Raw genomic sequence first — 12,907 nt, 5'->3', positions numbered from 1 at the left:
GTTCAGGGCCGCGCACTGCCGCAACGACCCCGCCCGTCCATCCGCCTTCGGCGGCTGTCCACCCTCCCCTCAAGGGGGAGGGAGCGGCCCTACTTCACCAGCCCCTTTTCCTTGTAATACCGCTCGGCGCCGGGATGCAGCGGCACCGGCATGCCGTCGAGCGCCTTGGCGATGTCGATCGTCTTGGCGGCTGCATGGGCGGCGGCGAGCTGGTCGAGATTTTCGAACAACAGCTTGGTCATCTGATAGGCGGTCTCGTCGGAGACGTCGGCGTGGGTGATGAGGAAATTGCCGACGGCGGCGGTCGCGACATCCTCGGTCTGGCCCTCATAGGTGCCCTTGGGAATGGCCACCGAAAGATAGGGCGAGCCGATCTTGGCGACGTCCTCCGCCGGGACGGCGACGACGTTGATCGGCACCGACGTGGCGAGGTCGCGGATCGAGGCGACGCCGAGTCCGGCCGATTGCAGCGTGGCGTCGAGCTGGCGGTTCTTGATCAGCTCGACCGATTCGGCGAAGGGCAGATACTCGACCCGTCCGAGATCCTCGTATTTCAGCCCGGCGGCGGCGAAGATAGCGCGGGCGTTGAGCTCGGTGCCGGAGGCCGGCGCGCCGACCGACAGGCTCTTGCCCTTGAGGTCGGCGAGTGTCTTGATGCCGGACTCTTTGCTGGCAACGATCTGGATGTAGTTGGGATAGATCGCGGCGATGCCGCGCAGCTTGTCGAGCTTGCCCGGATAGCCGGCTTCGGTATTGCCCTCGGCGGCCAGTTTGACGGCATCGCCGAGCGCGAAGGCGATCTCGCCCTTGCCCTGCTGCAGCAGGTTGAGGTTCTCGACCGAAGCTTTCGTCGCCTGCACCTGGGTGCGGGCGCCTTCGATGCCCTTGCCGTAGATTTCCGACAGCGCGACGCCGAGTGGATAATAGACGCCCGAGGTGCCGCCGGTCAGCACGTTGATGAATTCCTGCGCCGTGGCCGACACCGCGCCAAGGCCCAGCGACAGCGCCAGCGCGCCGGCGGCAATAAACTTCGTCCTGAAATTGTACATGTGATTTCCTCCCTGAAATATTTGCCACCGCACGACCCGAGGCGAGTTTAGACAGCGGGCAGGAAATGCCAACCCGCAATTGCGCCGATTAGACCAACGGTCGATGCCGTGGATATGCAGGCTTGCGCGAGATGCCACCCGGGCCGAAAAGATTTTCGCAGCGCCTGTCGAAATCGGGCAACGATGCGCGACATTGGTGCGGCCGGCAACGACGCGGCCTTCGAAACCACGGGAGAAGACCATGCGATACATGCTTTTGATCTACGCAAACGAAGCCGGGATGGCGGCAGCGCCGGCGGATGCGGTGACCCAGATGTCGAGCGCCTATGTCAGCTACACGGAAGCGTTGAAGAAATCCGGAACCTGGCTCGCAGGCGACCGGCTGAAGCCGACGCAATCCGCCACCTCGGTGCGGATAGCCGACGGCAAGACCAACGTGCTCGACGGCCCCTATGCCGACACCAAGGAACAGCTTGCCGGTTTCTACATGATCGAGGCGGAGGACGTCGACGCGGCGATTGCCTGGGCGGCGCGCTGCCCAGGTGCCAGCACCGGCACCGTGGAGGTGCGGCCGATCTGGGAACTGACCATGTGATATCGGAACAGCCCGACATAGCACGGGCGGCGGCGGATGCAGCCGCCCGCCAAAGCTACGGCAAGCTGGTCGCCTATCTCGCCGCGCGCATGCGTGACGTGGCCGGCGCTGAGGACGCGCTGGCCGATGCCTTTGCGGCGGCGCTGGAACGCTGGCCGCAAGCCGGCGTGCCGCAGAAGCCGGAAGCCTGGCTGCTGGCGGTGGCACGCAGACGTAGCGTCGACGCGATCCGGCGGCGGCTGACCAGCGAGGCGGGCCACGACCATCTCAGGTTGATCGCCGAGGAAATCGAGGCCCGCATGGCCGATGAAGACCTGCCCGACGAGCGGCTGCGGCTGATGTTTGCCTGCGCCCATCCGGCGATCGAGGCTGGCGTGCGCGCGCCTCTGATCCTGCAGACCATTTTAGGCTTCGACGCAGCGACGATCGCCTCGGCCTTCCTGGTGTCGCCGGCAACGATGGGCCAGCGCCTGGTGCGCGCCAAAAGCCGCATCCGCGAGACCGGCATTCCGTTCCGGGTGCCGGAGCGGGCCGAGCTCGGCGAGCGGCTGGATGCGGTGCTGGAAGCGATCTACACCGCGTTTGCCGAAGGCTGGTCCGATCCGGCCGGCACCGAGACACGGCGCCGCAATCTCGCGACCGAAGGCATCTGGCTCGGCCGGCTGGTGGCGTCGTTGATGCCGGATGAGCCGGAAGCGCTCGGCCTGCTGGCGCTGATGCTGTTTGCCGAGGCGCGGCGTGCGGCGCGGCGCAACGCCGCCGGAGACTATGTGCCTTTGGCCGAGCAGGAGCTTGCGCTGTGGGACGGGGCCTTGATTGACGAAGCGGAGACATTGCTGAAGCACGCCGCGGCCAAGGGCGTCGTCGGCCGCTATCAGCTCGAGGCAGCCGTGCAATCCGCCCATACGACAAGGCGGCTGACCGGCCGGACCGACTGGGCCGCGATCAAACAGCTCTATGATGCGCTGTCGGTGATTGCCGGCTCGCCGGTGGTATCGATCAACCGCGCGGTGGCCATCGCCGAGGCCGACGGCGCCGCGGCGGGATTGAGCGCACTTGATGGGCTTGGCGACGACAAACGGCTGCATGATTATCAGCCTTATTGGGCCGCCCGCGCGGGCCTCCTGGCCAGGCTCGGCAAAACCCGGGAAGCGGCCGAGGCCTATAGCCGGGCGATCGGCCTCGAACGCGATCCGGCCGTGCGCCGGTTCCTGCAGGAACGGCGGGCGGGACTCGCAGCCGAAGAATGAGGTCCGGGAAAGGCCGGAGGTCAGACAAGATCCGATGTTTGGGAGCTAAGGCCGAGCGCAGGCGCCGCCCCTCATTGCCCTGTTCTGCAACGCTGGCGATTGGCGAGGCCGTCTATGAGAGCGCCCCTCGCCCCGTTTACGGGGAGAGGATGCCGGCAGGCAGGTGAGGGGCCGCGCCGGCTTCGACAATTAGCGGGCGATACGGAAGCGCAGGAAACCGCAACCGCAGACCGGCACAAATACCAATATGCCCTAAGCCCCCAGCCCTTCGAACAGGATCGTCGACAGATAGCGCTCGGCGAAGGATGGGATGACGACGACGAGGTTCTTGCCCTTGTTCTCCGGCCGTGAGCCGACGACGATCGCCGCCTGCAGGGCAGCACCCGACGAGATGCCGACCGGGACGCCTTCGAGGCGGGCGACGAGCCGCGCATTGGCAACCGAATCCTCGTTGGAGACCTTGACGATCTCGTCATAGATCGTCGTGTCGAGGATCTTCGGCGCGAAGCCGGCGCCAATGCCTTGGATCTTGTGCGGGCCGGGCTGGCCGCCCGACAGCACCGGCGAGGCTTCCGGCTCGACGGCGACGACATGCACGGAGGGCTTGCGCTGCTTCAGCACCTGGCCGACGCCGGTGATGGTGCCGCCGGTGCCGATGCCGGCGACGAAGATGTCGACCTCTCCATGAGTGTCGTTCCAGATTTCCTCGGCGGTGGTACGGCGGTGGATTTCCGGATTGGCCGGATTCTCGAACTGCTGCGGAATAATGGCGTCGGGCAGCGTCGCGGCCAACTCATCGGCCTTGGCGATGGCGCCCTTCATGCCTTTCGGCCCTTCGGTCAGCACCAGTTCGGCGCCGAGCAGCGCCAGCATCTTGCGGCGTTCCACCGACATCGTTTCCGGCATGGTCAGGATCAGTTTGTAGCCCTTGGCGGCGGCGGCGAAGGCGAGCGCGATGCCGGTGTTGCCCGAGGTCGGCTCGATCAGCGTGGTCCTGCCGGGCGCAATCCTGCCCGATGCCTCAAGCGCCTCGATCATCGAGACGCCGATGCGATCCTTGACCGAGGCGATCGGATTGAAGAATTCGAGCTTGGCCAGCAGATTGGCAACGACGCCCTTTTCATTGGCGAACTTGTCGAGCCGCACCAGCGGCGTGTCGCCGATCGTCTCGGTGATCGAATTGTAGATGCGGCCGCGGCCGGGCACATGCGCGGTGGTGGCGGGCTTGTTCATTGGTTTCGCTCCCAAGAGTTAGGCGGGCAAGAGTCAGACGGGCAAGAGTCAGGCAGCTAATTCTCGACCAGGCAGGATAAAGCCTTCGGCCGCGCAAGATAGTCTGCCGTTTGAAAATATCCGAGTGGGTCGCATGCTGAAAACACACTCGCCCCGGAAAAGCATTCCAGCCGAGGCCAAAGTGACCTATTGCCGGGCGGCGATCGCAGCCGCCGCGCCGGCCATGAAACCGGCGGCGGTGCGGTTCAGCGCCCTCAGCGCGCGCGGCGACTTCAGGAACCCGCGCGCTTTGGCCGCCAGCACCAGATAGGGCACCAGCACCACCAGGAGCACGACGAGCGTGAGCGCCACGAGGATGCCGTAGTCGGCGAGTGTGATGGTCTTCAGATCAACGATGGTCGGCGTGATGGCGAGATAGAAGATCATGGTCTTCGGATTGCCGAGCGTGACGGCGAGGCCCGCAATAAAGCTGGACACCAACCCGCCCCTGCCCTTCTTCGCCTCCACCGTTTCGGACGTGATGCCGCTCGTCCAGAAGCGCCAGCCAAGGAAGGCGAGATAGGCGACGCCCAGCCATTTGATCGCCAGGAAGGCCATGCCGAAGGTCTGCGCGACGAGAGCGAGGCCGAGCACCACGGCGGTGAGATAGGCGAAATCGCCGAGCATCAGTCCGAAGGACATGGCGAGCGCCGAACGAAAGCCGGACCCGAGCGCACGCGCAATAAGCGCGGTCAGCCCCGGGCCAGGGATGGCGGCGGCGATACCGAGGGCCACGCTATAAGCGAGGAATCCGGTGAGGGTCATGGTTTCGGCCTTAGCGCATGACCCCGAAAATCGGAATCGACCTTTTAAGACTGACCTTGTCGCACAAAGGCGGGCAGGCGTGTACTCTCTGAGAGTCGGATTCGATTGCACCAGCGCCGCCGGCCAGGCGAACCCACCGATCAAGTTCCGCTTTGACTGGTCCAGCACACGGAGAGTTGAAGCAATCGACCGTTTGTCTTTCGGGCTCAGTTTCCGGCCGCGTAAAAATCATCATCCAGACGCTTTTCGAGCGCGACGAGATCGGCCGGCAACGGCAGGCCCATGGCGCGCATTTCCCTCAGCTTTTCGCGCAGCTGCTCCTGCACTTCATGCTGATCCTCAGGCTGGTTGATCATCTGCTCGAGCAACAGGCTGATCTGAGCCTTGAATGATTCCAGCGCCATTTTTTTCTCCTTGAGGTCCACCCAAAGCGCGTCGCGGTTGAGGGATTCCTGCGACTCGCTTTGCTTTCTTGTTTTCATGCATGTCGTTATTCCAAAACCGCTGCTCAACCGAGGGCAGGCTTTTGGGCGACATGCATTACCGCAGCATGCGGGAAATAAGCTGCGCGGTATAGTCGACCATCGGCACGATGCGGGCGTAGTTCAGCCGGGTCGGGCCGATGACGCCGAGCGCGCCGATGACGCGGGCGTCCTTGTCGCGATAGGGCGCCACGACCAGCGACGAGCCGGACAGCGAAAACAGCTTGTTTTCCGAGCCGATGAAGATGCGCACACCGGAGCCTTCCTCGGCAAGGTCGAGAAGCTGGATCAGCCCGTCCTGCGTCTCCAGATCCTCAAACAAATGCCGCAGGAGCTCGATGTCGGCCTGCGCGGTGACATTTTCCAGCAGGTTGGCGCGGCCGCGCACGATGAGACGCGCCGGCAGGCCGCTCTCGGCGCCTGCCCAGACCGCAAGGCCCTTCTCGACCAGATCCTGAGACAGCGTGTCGAGGGCGGCCTTGGTCTCTTCCTTGATGCGGGCGATCTCGATCCGCGCCTCGGCCAGCGTGCGGCCACGGATATGGGCATTGAGGAAGTTTGACGCTTCATGCAATTGCGAGACGGTGATGCCGGCGGGCAGGTCGACGACGCGATTTTCGACGTCGCCGTTCTGCGACACCAGCACGGCCAGCGCCTTGTTCGGCTCGAGCTGGATGAACTCGATGTGCTTTAGCGGCACCTCGTTCTTGGCGGCAAGCACGAGGCCGGCGCCGCGCGACATCCCGGACAGCATCTGGCTGGCTTCGGTGAGCAGATGTTCCAGCGTCGCGCCCGAGCCGGAGGCGCGTACCTGCGCCTCGATGGTGCGGCGCTCCTCGTCGGAGAGGTCGCCAAGCTCCATAAAAGCATCGACGAAGAAGCGCAGGCCGGCCTGGGTCGGCAATCGGCCGGCCGAGATATGCGGCGCATAAATCAGGCCGAGATGCTCGAGATCGCTCATCACGTTGCGGATGGTGGCGGGCGACAGCGACGACGGCAGGATACGCGACAGGCTGCGTGAGCCGACCGGCTCGCCGTCCTTCAGATAAGAATCGACAATGCGCCGAAAGATGTCGCGCGAGCGCATGTCGAGCGACTGGAGTGCGGGCGATTGAAGCGCGGGCGACTGGAGCACTGCCGCCGACTGGGAACCGGGATCGACTGCCTTGGTCATTCGAGCCAAATACCTCCGGCCCAAAGATATAGACTTCGGCCACACCCGCGCAACCGGCCATTTTCCTTTGCGCCCTGCGCCCCATGCGGCTACAAGCCGGCCACGATTCCGAAAAAGATAGGAAAAAAGCCTGAATGCGCCCTTCTAAACGCCAATTCGACGAAATGCGCGCCATCTCCTTCGAGCGCGGCGTCTCCAAGCACGCGGAAGGTTCGTGCCTGGTGAAGTTCGGCGACACCCATGTGCTGTGCACGGCCAGCCTCGAGGAAAAAGTGCCGGGCTGGATGCGCAATTCCGGAAAGGGCTGGGTGACGGCGGAATACGGCATGCTGCCGCGCTCGACCGGCGAGCGCATGCGCCGCGAAGCTTCGGCCGGCAAGCAAGGCGGCCGCACACTCGAAATCCAGCGGCTGATCGGCCGTTCGCTGCGCGCCGTGGTCGATCTGCAGGCGCTCGGCGAGCAGCAGATCACCGTCGACTGCGACGTGATCCAGGCCGATGGCGGCACGCGCACCGCGTCGATCACCGGCGGCTGGGTGGCGCTCCATGACTGCCTGCGCTGGATGGAAGCCCGGCAGATGGCCAGCGTCGCCAAGGTGCTGAAGGACCATGTCGCGGCTATCTCCTGCGGCATCCATGACGGCCAGCCGGTCATCGACCTCGATTATCTCGAAGACTCCTCGGCCGGCACCGACGCCAACTTCGTCATGACCGGCAAGGGCGGCATCGTCGAGATCCAAGGCACGGCCGAGGGCGAGCCTTTCTCGGAAGAGCAGTTCACGGCGCTGATGGAATTGGCCAAGAAGGGCATTGCGCGACTGGTCAGCCTGCAGCAGATGGCCGTGGCGTAGCCCTAAAAATGCCGAGCTTGTCCGCCCCCCTCTGCAATCCTGGAATCGGCACTATACGTCACAGACCTCGCTGCTGCGGAAACCTTCTACACCGGCGTGCTCGGGCTCGATCTGCTGGGCAAGGTCGACGGCAGGCATCTTTTCTTCCGTTGCGGGGACGGCGTGCTGCTCATCTTCAACGCCGAGGCGACCAAGGTGCCGCCGGCGCCCGATGCCAGACTGAAGGTGCCGCCGCACGGCACTGTCGGCGACGGCCATCTCTGCTTTGCGGCGAGTGCGGACGAGATCGTGCGCTGGAAGGCACATCTTGAGCAGAAGAAAATCGCCATCGAAAGCGAGTTCGAATGGCCGCAAGGCGGCCGCTCGATCTATATTCGCGACCCTTCCGGCAATTCGATCGAATTCGCCGAACCAAGAATCTGGGGCTTCTGATGCATTCGCTTGATGGGCACAGAATTGTCGTTGCTAGCCATAATGCCGGCAAATTGCGCGAATTCGCCGATCTGATGGCGCCATTCGGCATAGAAGCGAAGTCGGCCAAGGAATACGGCCTGCCGGAGCCGGACGAGACCGGCACCACCTTCGAGGAGAACGCCTATATCAAGGCTCTTGCCGCCGCCAAGGCGACAGGCCTGCCGGCATTATCGGACGACTCCGGCCTGTGTGTCGATGCGCTGGGCGGAGCGCCCGGCGTCTACACCGCCGATTGGGCCGAGGCGCCGGACGGTTCGCGCGATTTCGGCATGGCGATGCAGCGAGCGGAAGTGGCGTTGCAGGAAGTCGGCGCGGTCGCGCCTGCGCAGCGCAAGGGCCGCTTCGTCGCCGTCATCTGCCTGGCCTTTCCCGACGGCGCGGCCGAATATTTCCGAGGTGAGGTCGAGGGCACGCTGGTGTGGCCGCCGCGCGGCGAACTCGGCTTCGGCTACGACCCGGTGTTCGTGCCGGACGGTTTCGAAAAGACCTTCGGCGAGATGACCGCAGAGGAAAAACATGGCTGGAAGCCCGGCCAGCCGACGGCATTGTCGCATCGCGCCCGCGCCTTCCAGAAATTCGCGCAAGCCAGACTGGATTTGGCACGATCGGCTGTGAAATGACCATGCTGCTTGACCGCAGCCCCGGCTTCGGCGTCTACATCCACTGGCCGTTCTGCGCGGCCAAGTGCCCCTATTGCGACTTCAACAGCCATGTCCGCCACCAGCCGGTCGACCAGGAGCGTTTTGCGCGCGCCTTCGAGGCCGAGCTTGCGACGATGCGCCACCGCACCGGACCGCGCGAGGTGACCAGCATTTTTCTCGGCGGCGGCACACCGTCGCTGATGAAGCCGGAAACCGTGGCGACGGTGCTGGACGCGGTGGCGAAGAACTGGACGGTGCCCGCCGGCATCGAGGTGACGCTGGAAGCCAACCCCTCCTCGGTCGAGGCCGAGCGCTTTCGCGGCTACCGGGCGGCGGGCGTCAACCGCGTGTCGCTCGGCGTGCAGGCGCTGAACGACAAGGATCTGCGCTTCCTCGGCCGCCTGCACAATGTCGACGAAGCGCTGCATGCGATCGGCCTAGCACGTGAGATCTTTCCGCGGCTGTCGTTCGACCTGATCTACGCACGGCCCGGCCAGACACCTGAAGCGTGGCAGGCGGAGCTCGAACAGGCTATCAGCCACGCCGCCGACCATCTGTCGCTCTATCAGCTGACCATCGAGGAAGGCACGCCGTTCCACGCGCTGCATGCGGCCAAGAAATTCGCCGTTCCCGACAATGATCTTGCCGCCGATCTCTACGCGTTGACGCAGGAGATCACCGCCGCGCATGGACTTCCGGCCTACGAGATTTCCAACCACGCCAGGCCTGGTGCGGAAAGTCGGCACAATCTGACCTATTGGCGCTATGGCGAATATGTCGGCATCGGTCCCGGCGCGCATGGCCGCTTCGTCGAAAACGGCCGCCGCGTGGTGACGATCGCCGAAAGAATGCCGGAAACCTGGGCCAATCTGGTCGAGGCCAAGGGCCATGGCATCACTGGCGGCGAGACCCTGACGCGCTCGGAAGAGGCCGACGAGTTCCTGCTGATGGGGCTGAGGCTGACTGAGGGCATCGACCTCTCCCGTTACGAAGCGTTTTCCGGCCGCGGCCTCTCGACGGCACGGCTGTCAGTGCTGCAGGGCGAGGGGCTGGTCGCGCCGATCGGCAATGCCCGCCTGCGCGCCACTCCGGCCGGCATGATCGTGCTCGACGCCGTGGTGGCGGATCTGGCGCGGTAGAGCGCCATGCCTTCGTCATTAAGGGGCGGAGCAGGAGTGCAGACCCTTTGATGGGGAAGGGGACAGCGCGCCCTCTGGGCCGAGGAATTAGGCGTCGTGTTTGTGGCGGCCCTTGGCGTGGTCTTTCTCGGCGTCCGCCTCACCGGAGCGTGCCGGCTTGGCGTCGCCCTTGTCGCGGCGGGCGCGGTGTTGATCGCTCATCGGGTGTGGGGGCGCTCCGTTGCGGGAGCTTTTCGTTTCAAGGCGGGTGATGAAAATGTCGAAGCGATTGGGCATCGTCTGGTCAGTGCTCCATCGTGCTGCCGGTGCCGGTCGAAGGCTTGATTTCCAGGTCGGTTGCCTTTGAAGGACGACGCTTTCGCGGCTTTTTGGCCAAGCCGGCGCCGGTTTTGGCAGGCTGACCCTTGTCCTTTCGCGCGGCAAAGCGCTTGCGCCCTGCATAGTAGGGTTCGAAAACGTCCTGTATCTTAAGACTGTCCATCCTGCTCCTCCCGAGATCAGGGGTAAATCCGCCGGGCATGGTTTCGTTCCGTACTGTGGCGAAGGCATGGCGAGTGCTTCACTTCGGCACGGGTTTTGCAACCGAGCGTGAGCCGTGCCAAACAGGGCCGAATGCATTCAAAGTGTCAGAGCCTATTCAAAGTGTCAGAGCCTGACGGGGGACACCGGTGACCGGCGAGTTGGCAAGACGCAGCTATGTGATCGGCCAGACCGAAATACCAGCCCGGCCGCTCGCGCCGGCGCTCTATCTGGTGGCGACGCCGATCGGCAATCTCGCCGATATCACATTACGCGCGCTTGAAACGCTCGCCGCCGCCGATATCGTTGCCTGCGAGGACACGCGTGTCAGCCGCGTGCTGCTCGACCGCTACGGCATCCGCCGCCGCACCACTGCCTATCACGAGCACAATGCCGCAGAGGCCGGCCCAAAACTGATCGCAGCCTTGCTGGCCGGGCAGAGCGTGGCGCTGATCTCGGACGCCGGCACGCCGCTGATCTCCGATCCCGGCTACCGGCTGGTCGGCGAAGCGCTCGACCAAGGCATTCGTGTCGTGCCGATCCCCGGCCCGTCGGCGCCGCTTGCGGCGCTGACGGCATCAGGCCTGCCCTCCGACGCCTTTCTGTTTGCCGGCTTCCTGCCGGTGAAGACTGGACAGCGGCTGGCGCGGCTGGAGGCGCTTAAAACCGTGCCGGCGACGCTGATCTTCTTCGAATCGCCGCGCCGGCTGGCCGAGACGCTCAGTGCCATGGTCGTGGCGCTAGGCGGTGAGCGCAGGGCCGCGATCGGCCGCGAGCTGACCAAGACCTTCGAGGAAATGCGGACTGGCACCTTGCAGTCGCTCGCCGATCATTACGCGGCGGCCGACACGCCGAAGGGCGAGATCGTCATCTGCGTCGGCCCGTCGGAAGCGACCGCCGACGAACCGGCCGACATCGACCGGCTGCTGCTTTCGCTTGCCGCCGAAATGCCGGCCTCCAAGGCGGCGGCGGAAGCCGCCAAGATGACCGGCGGCCAAAAGCAGGCGCTTTACCGGCGGCTGCTCGAACTCAAGGACACAGGGAAGAACCGGGACGCCGGGAAGGACGGCGATGGCTGAACGCCCGGTCGCCAGCCGCCAGCGGGCCTATCGGCGCGGCCATCGCAGTGAGTGGCTGGCGGCGGCGGCATTGATGGTAAAAGGCTACCGGATCCTGGCGCGCCGCCACCGCACGCGGTTCGGCGAGATCGACCTGATCGCGCGGCGCGGCGACCTGGTGCTGATCGTCGAGGTGAAAGCGCGCCGCACACTGATGGAAGCGATGGAGGCTATCGCTTACGAATCGGAGCGCCGCATCGAAAGCGCCGCCGATCTCTGGCTGTCGCGCCAATCCGACTATGGAAGATTGTCGGTTCGCTTCGATATGGTCGCGGTGCTGCCGTGGCGCTGGCCGGTGCATGTTGAGAATGTTTTTTACGGGCGGAATTAGGTGCGCCGTCCCCCAACGAACAGCGCTGCCAGGCCGACGGTGCCGACGGGGGCACCTATTGGGCCGTTTGCCAGTCGTGCTCCTTCACCGCCTTGGCAAAAGCCGAGACGACAGGTGAAGGCAAGCGGTCGGCCACTGAAACGAGCGACACCTCGCGTATGATTTCAGGGTCGACGACGGGCCTGTGACAGACACCGGGATGGCTGGCCGAGTACTCCGCGATGAAGCAGACGCCCATGCCCGCAGCGATCATCGCCAGAATCCAATCCTCGCGCTCGCTGCGGAAGGCGCTGCGGATATCGAAGCCGATATTCCGGCATAGCCCGTCTATGTGATCGCCATATTCGCAATTGATGCGCTCAAGATAGGCTTCGCCGCGGACGTCGGTAAGATGAAGCGTATTGCGCATCTCGAAAGGATGGCCGGTCGAGAAGGCGAGCCCGAAGCGCTCCCGGTAAACAGGATCCGCCTTCAGACCATGGCCGAAGGGTTCGGGCCTGGCCAGCAGGGCGACGTCAAGCTTGCCCTCCATCAGAAGGTCGGTGAGATGGCTTGCCGGGCCCTCGATCACTGTCACTTCTATGCCTGGATAGCGCTCTCGAAAGATATTGAGGAAGCCGATGAAGCGCAGCGGGCCTATGGTGCACATCACACCGAGCGTCAGCGACGCGGTTTCCAGAGAGAGGAAGCTCCTGGCTGTCCTCTTCGCAGTCTCCGAACGCCGGAAAACTTCGTCCAGATGGGTCCGCATCAGACAGCCAAAATCGGTGAGCCGGACGCGAGTTTTCTCGCGGTGGAAAAGATGGCCGCCAAGTTCCGCCTCCAGCTTCTGTATGGCCCGCGTCAGCGCAGGCTGGCCGACGTGAACGAGGTCCGCCGCGCGATGAAAGTTGAGAGTCTCGCTGGCCGCCAGAAAATAGCGGATTTCGTGCATCTCCATGAAACGCCCCCTCGCCGATGTCTCGTGTGCATCGTCGCGATGATAATTCGGCATTATCCGCCGCCCTCACGCTCAAGTAAACTTCACCAGCCTTTATGGCAGCTTGGCCGCTGCTGGAGCCGATCTGAACCAGGATCGGGCGTCACCGAACGCGGTTGGAGAGCCCAAAGGGAGATTCCGATGCCTGAAGCGAGTCAGGAAAAGTTGGACGCATTCTTGGGGAAAATGGTCGGCGATCTCGGTGCGATCGCTACGGGCGCGGGGGTCTTGCTGGGCGACAGACTCGGCCTGTTCAAGGCATTGCGCG

General features: G+C 64.3%; 15 protein-coding genes. 8 read left to right on the top strand and 7 right to left on the bottom strand.

What is annotated here, in order from left to right; all coding sequences use genetic code 11:
• Positions 1-89: 89 nt before the first annotated feature.
• Complete coding sequence (locus AC0L3L_RS22020) at positions 90-1,049, bottom strand: TAXI family TRAP transporter solute-binding subunit (protein WP_473528324.1); 960 nt, start codon at positions 1,047-1,049, stop codon at positions 90-92.
• A gap of 241 nt (positions 1,050-1,290) precedes the next feature.
• Between AC0L3L_RS22020 and AC0L3L_RS22015 the strand changes: the two genes are divergently transcribed.
• Positions 1,291-1,644: a YciI family protein gene (locus tag AC0L3L_RS22015; protein ID WP_473528323.1), complete on the top strand. Its 354-nt coding sequence runs from the start codon at positions 1,291-1,293 to the stop codon at positions 1,642-1,644.
• Positions 1,644-2,894, top strand: coding sequence for an RNA polymerase sigma factor (locus AC0L3L_RS22010; protein WP_473639161.1), 1,251 nt, complete (start codon positions 1,644-1,646; stop codon positions 2,892-2,894). The genes AC0L3L_RS22015 and AC0L3L_RS22010 overlap by 1 nt, the downstream gene beginning before the upstream one ends.
• Positions 2,895-3,146: 252 nt before the next feature.
• Here AC0L3L_RS22010 and cysK read toward each other — a convergent pair whose 3' ends face one another.
• From cysK to hrcA, 4 genes are all read right to left on the bottom strand, one after another.
• Positions 3,147-4,127, bottom strand: a complete 981-nt coding sequence (cysK, locus tag AC0L3L_RS22005; protein WP_473528322.1) for a cysteine synthase A — start codon at positions 4,125-4,127, stop codon at positions 3,147-3,149.
• A gap of 186 nt (positions 4,128-4,313) precedes the next feature.
• Positions 4,314-4,931, bottom strand: a complete 618-nt coding sequence (locus tag AC0L3L_RS22000; RefSeq protein ID WP_473639086.1) for a LysE family translocator — start codon at positions 4,929-4,931, stop codon at positions 4,314-4,316.
• Positions 4,932-5,137: 206 nt separating this feature from the next.
• Entirely contained in the window at positions 5,138-5,335 is a 198-nt protein-coding gene (locus AC0L3L_RS21995; protein ID WP_029347942.1) for a hypothetical protein, read from the bottom strand.
• A 136-nt stretch (positions 5,336-5,471) separates the two neighbouring features.
• Positions 5,472-6,587: a heat-inducible transcriptional repressor HrcA gene (hrcA, locus tag AC0L3L_RS21990; RefSeq protein WP_095495919.1), complete on the bottom strand. Its 1,116-nt coding sequence runs from the start codon at positions 6,585-6,587 to the stop codon at positions 5,472-5,474.
• A 134-nt stretch (positions 6,588-6,721) separates the two neighbouring features.
• On the opposite strand from hrcA, the gene rph reads away from it, so the two are divergent.
• From rph to hemW, 4 genes are read left to right on the top strand one after another with little or no spacing between them, the layout of a single operon-like run.
• Entirely contained in the window at positions 6,722-7,438 is a 717-nt protein-coding gene (gene rph / locus AC0L3L_RS21985; RefSeq protein WP_292183601.1) for a ribonuclease PH, read from the top strand.
• A 36-nt stretch (positions 7,439-7,474) separates the two neighbouring features.
• On the top strand, positions 7,475-7,870 hold the full coding sequence (locus AC0L3L_RS21980; protein WP_473639160.1) for a VOC family protein: 396 nt from the start codon (positions 7,475-7,477) through the stop codon (positions 7,868-7,870).
• Entirely contained in the window at positions 7,870-8,532 is a 663-nt protein-coding gene (gene rdgB, locus AC0L3L_RS21975) for an RdgB/HAM1 family non-canonical purine NTP pyrophosphatase (protein ID WP_473485715.1), read from the top strand. Before AC0L3L_RS21980 ends, rdgB begins: the two co-directional genes overlap by 1 nt.
• A complete protein-coding gene (gene hemW, locus AC0L3L_RS21970; RefSeq protein WP_473528320.1) occupies positions 8,529-9,692 on the top strand; it encodes a radical SAM family heme chaperone HemW in 1,164 nt (387 codons plus the stop codon). The genes rdgB and hemW overlap by 4 nt, the downstream gene beginning before the upstream one ends.
• 283 nt (positions 9,693-9,975) lie before the next feature.
• Here the strand turns inward: hemW and AC0L3L_RS21965 are convergent, their stop codons facing one another.
• A complete protein-coding gene (locus AC0L3L_RS21965) occupies positions 9,976-10,173 on the bottom strand; it encodes a hypothetical protein (protein ID WP_123145992.1) in 198 nt (65 codons plus the stop codon).
• A 187-nt stretch (positions 10,174-10,360) separates the two neighbouring features.
• Here AC0L3L_RS21965 and rsmI point away from each other — a divergent pair, with 187 nt between their 5' ends.
• Together rsmI and AC0L3L_RS21955 are read left to right on the top strand one after the other, a co-directional pair.
• Positions 10,361-11,290, top strand: a complete 930-nt coding sequence (rsmI, locus tag AC0L3L_RS21960; protein WP_473639085.1) for a 16S rRNA (cytidine(1402)-2'-O)-methyltransferase — start codon at positions 10,361-10,363, stop codon at positions 11,288-11,290.
• Entirely contained in the window at positions 11,283-11,660 is a 378-nt protein-coding gene (locus tag AC0L3L_RS21955; protein ID WP_123145990.1) for a YraN family protein, read from the top strand. The genes rsmI and AC0L3L_RS21955 overlap by 8 nt, the downstream gene beginning before the upstream one ends.
• 55 nt (positions 11,661-11,715) lie before the next feature.
• On the opposite strand, the gene AC0L3L_RS21950 is transcribed toward AC0L3L_RS21955, so the two are convergent.
• Entirely contained in the window at positions 11,716-12,654 is a 939-nt protein-coding gene (locus AC0L3L_RS21950) for a LysR family transcriptional regulator (protein WP_473485718.1), read from the bottom strand.
• Positions 12,655-12,907 lie beyond the last annotated feature (253 nt).

The organism is Mesorhizobium sp. WSM4849, assembly GCF_055811385.1.
This window is presented reverse-complemented; position numbering and strand designations above follow the sequence as displayed.

Bases quoted from the DNA above. Each gene is read 5' to 3' on its own strand.
- AC0L3L_RS22020 (WP_473528324.1), bottom strand. From the start codon at position 1,049: ATGTACAATTTCAGGACGAAGTTTATTGCCGCCGGCGCGCTGGCGCTG.
- AC0L3L_RS22015 (WP_473528323.1), top strand. From the start codon at position 1,291: ATGCGATACATGCTTTTGATCTACGCAAACGAAGCCGGGATGGCGGCA.
- cysK (WP_473528322.1), bottom strand. From the start codon at position 4,127: ATGAACAAGCCCGCCACCACCGCGCATGTGCCCGGCCGCGGCCGCATC.
- AC0L3L_RS22000 (WP_473639086.1), bottom strand. From the start codon at position 4,931: ATGACCCTCACCGGATTCCTCGCTTATAGCGTGGCCCTCGGTATCGCC.
- AC0L3L_RS21995 (WP_029347942.1), bottom strand. From the start codon at position 5,335: ATGGCGCTGGAATCATTCAAGGCTCAGATCAGCCTGTTGCTCGAGCAG.
- hrcA (WP_095495919.1), bottom strand. From the start codon at position 6,587: ATGACCAAGGCAGTCGATCCCGGTTCCCAGTCGGCGGCAGTGCTCCAG.
- rph (WP_292183601.1), top strand. From the start codon at position 6,722: ATGCGCCCTTCTAAACGCCAATTCGACGAAATGCGCGCCATCTCCTTC.
- rdgB (WP_473485715.1), top strand. From the start codon at position 7,870: ATGCATTCGCTTGATGGGCACAGAATTGTCGTTGCTAGCCATAATGCC.
- hemW (WP_473528320.1), top strand. From the start codon at position 8,529: ATGACCATGCTGCTTGACCGCAGCCCCGGCTTCGGCGTCTACATCCAC.
- AC0L3L_RS21965 (WP_123145992.1), bottom strand. From the start codon at position 10,173: ATGGACAGTCTTAAGATACAGGACGTTTTCGAACCCTACTATGCAGGG.
- AC0L3L_RS21955 (WP_123145990.1), top strand. From the start codon at position 11,283: ATGGCTGAACGCCCGGTCGCCAGCCGCCAGCGGGCCTATCGGCGCGGC.
- AC0L3L_RS21950 (WP_473485718.1), bottom strand. From the start codon at position 12,654: ATGCCGAATTATCATCGCGACGATGCACACGAGACATCGGCGAGGGGG.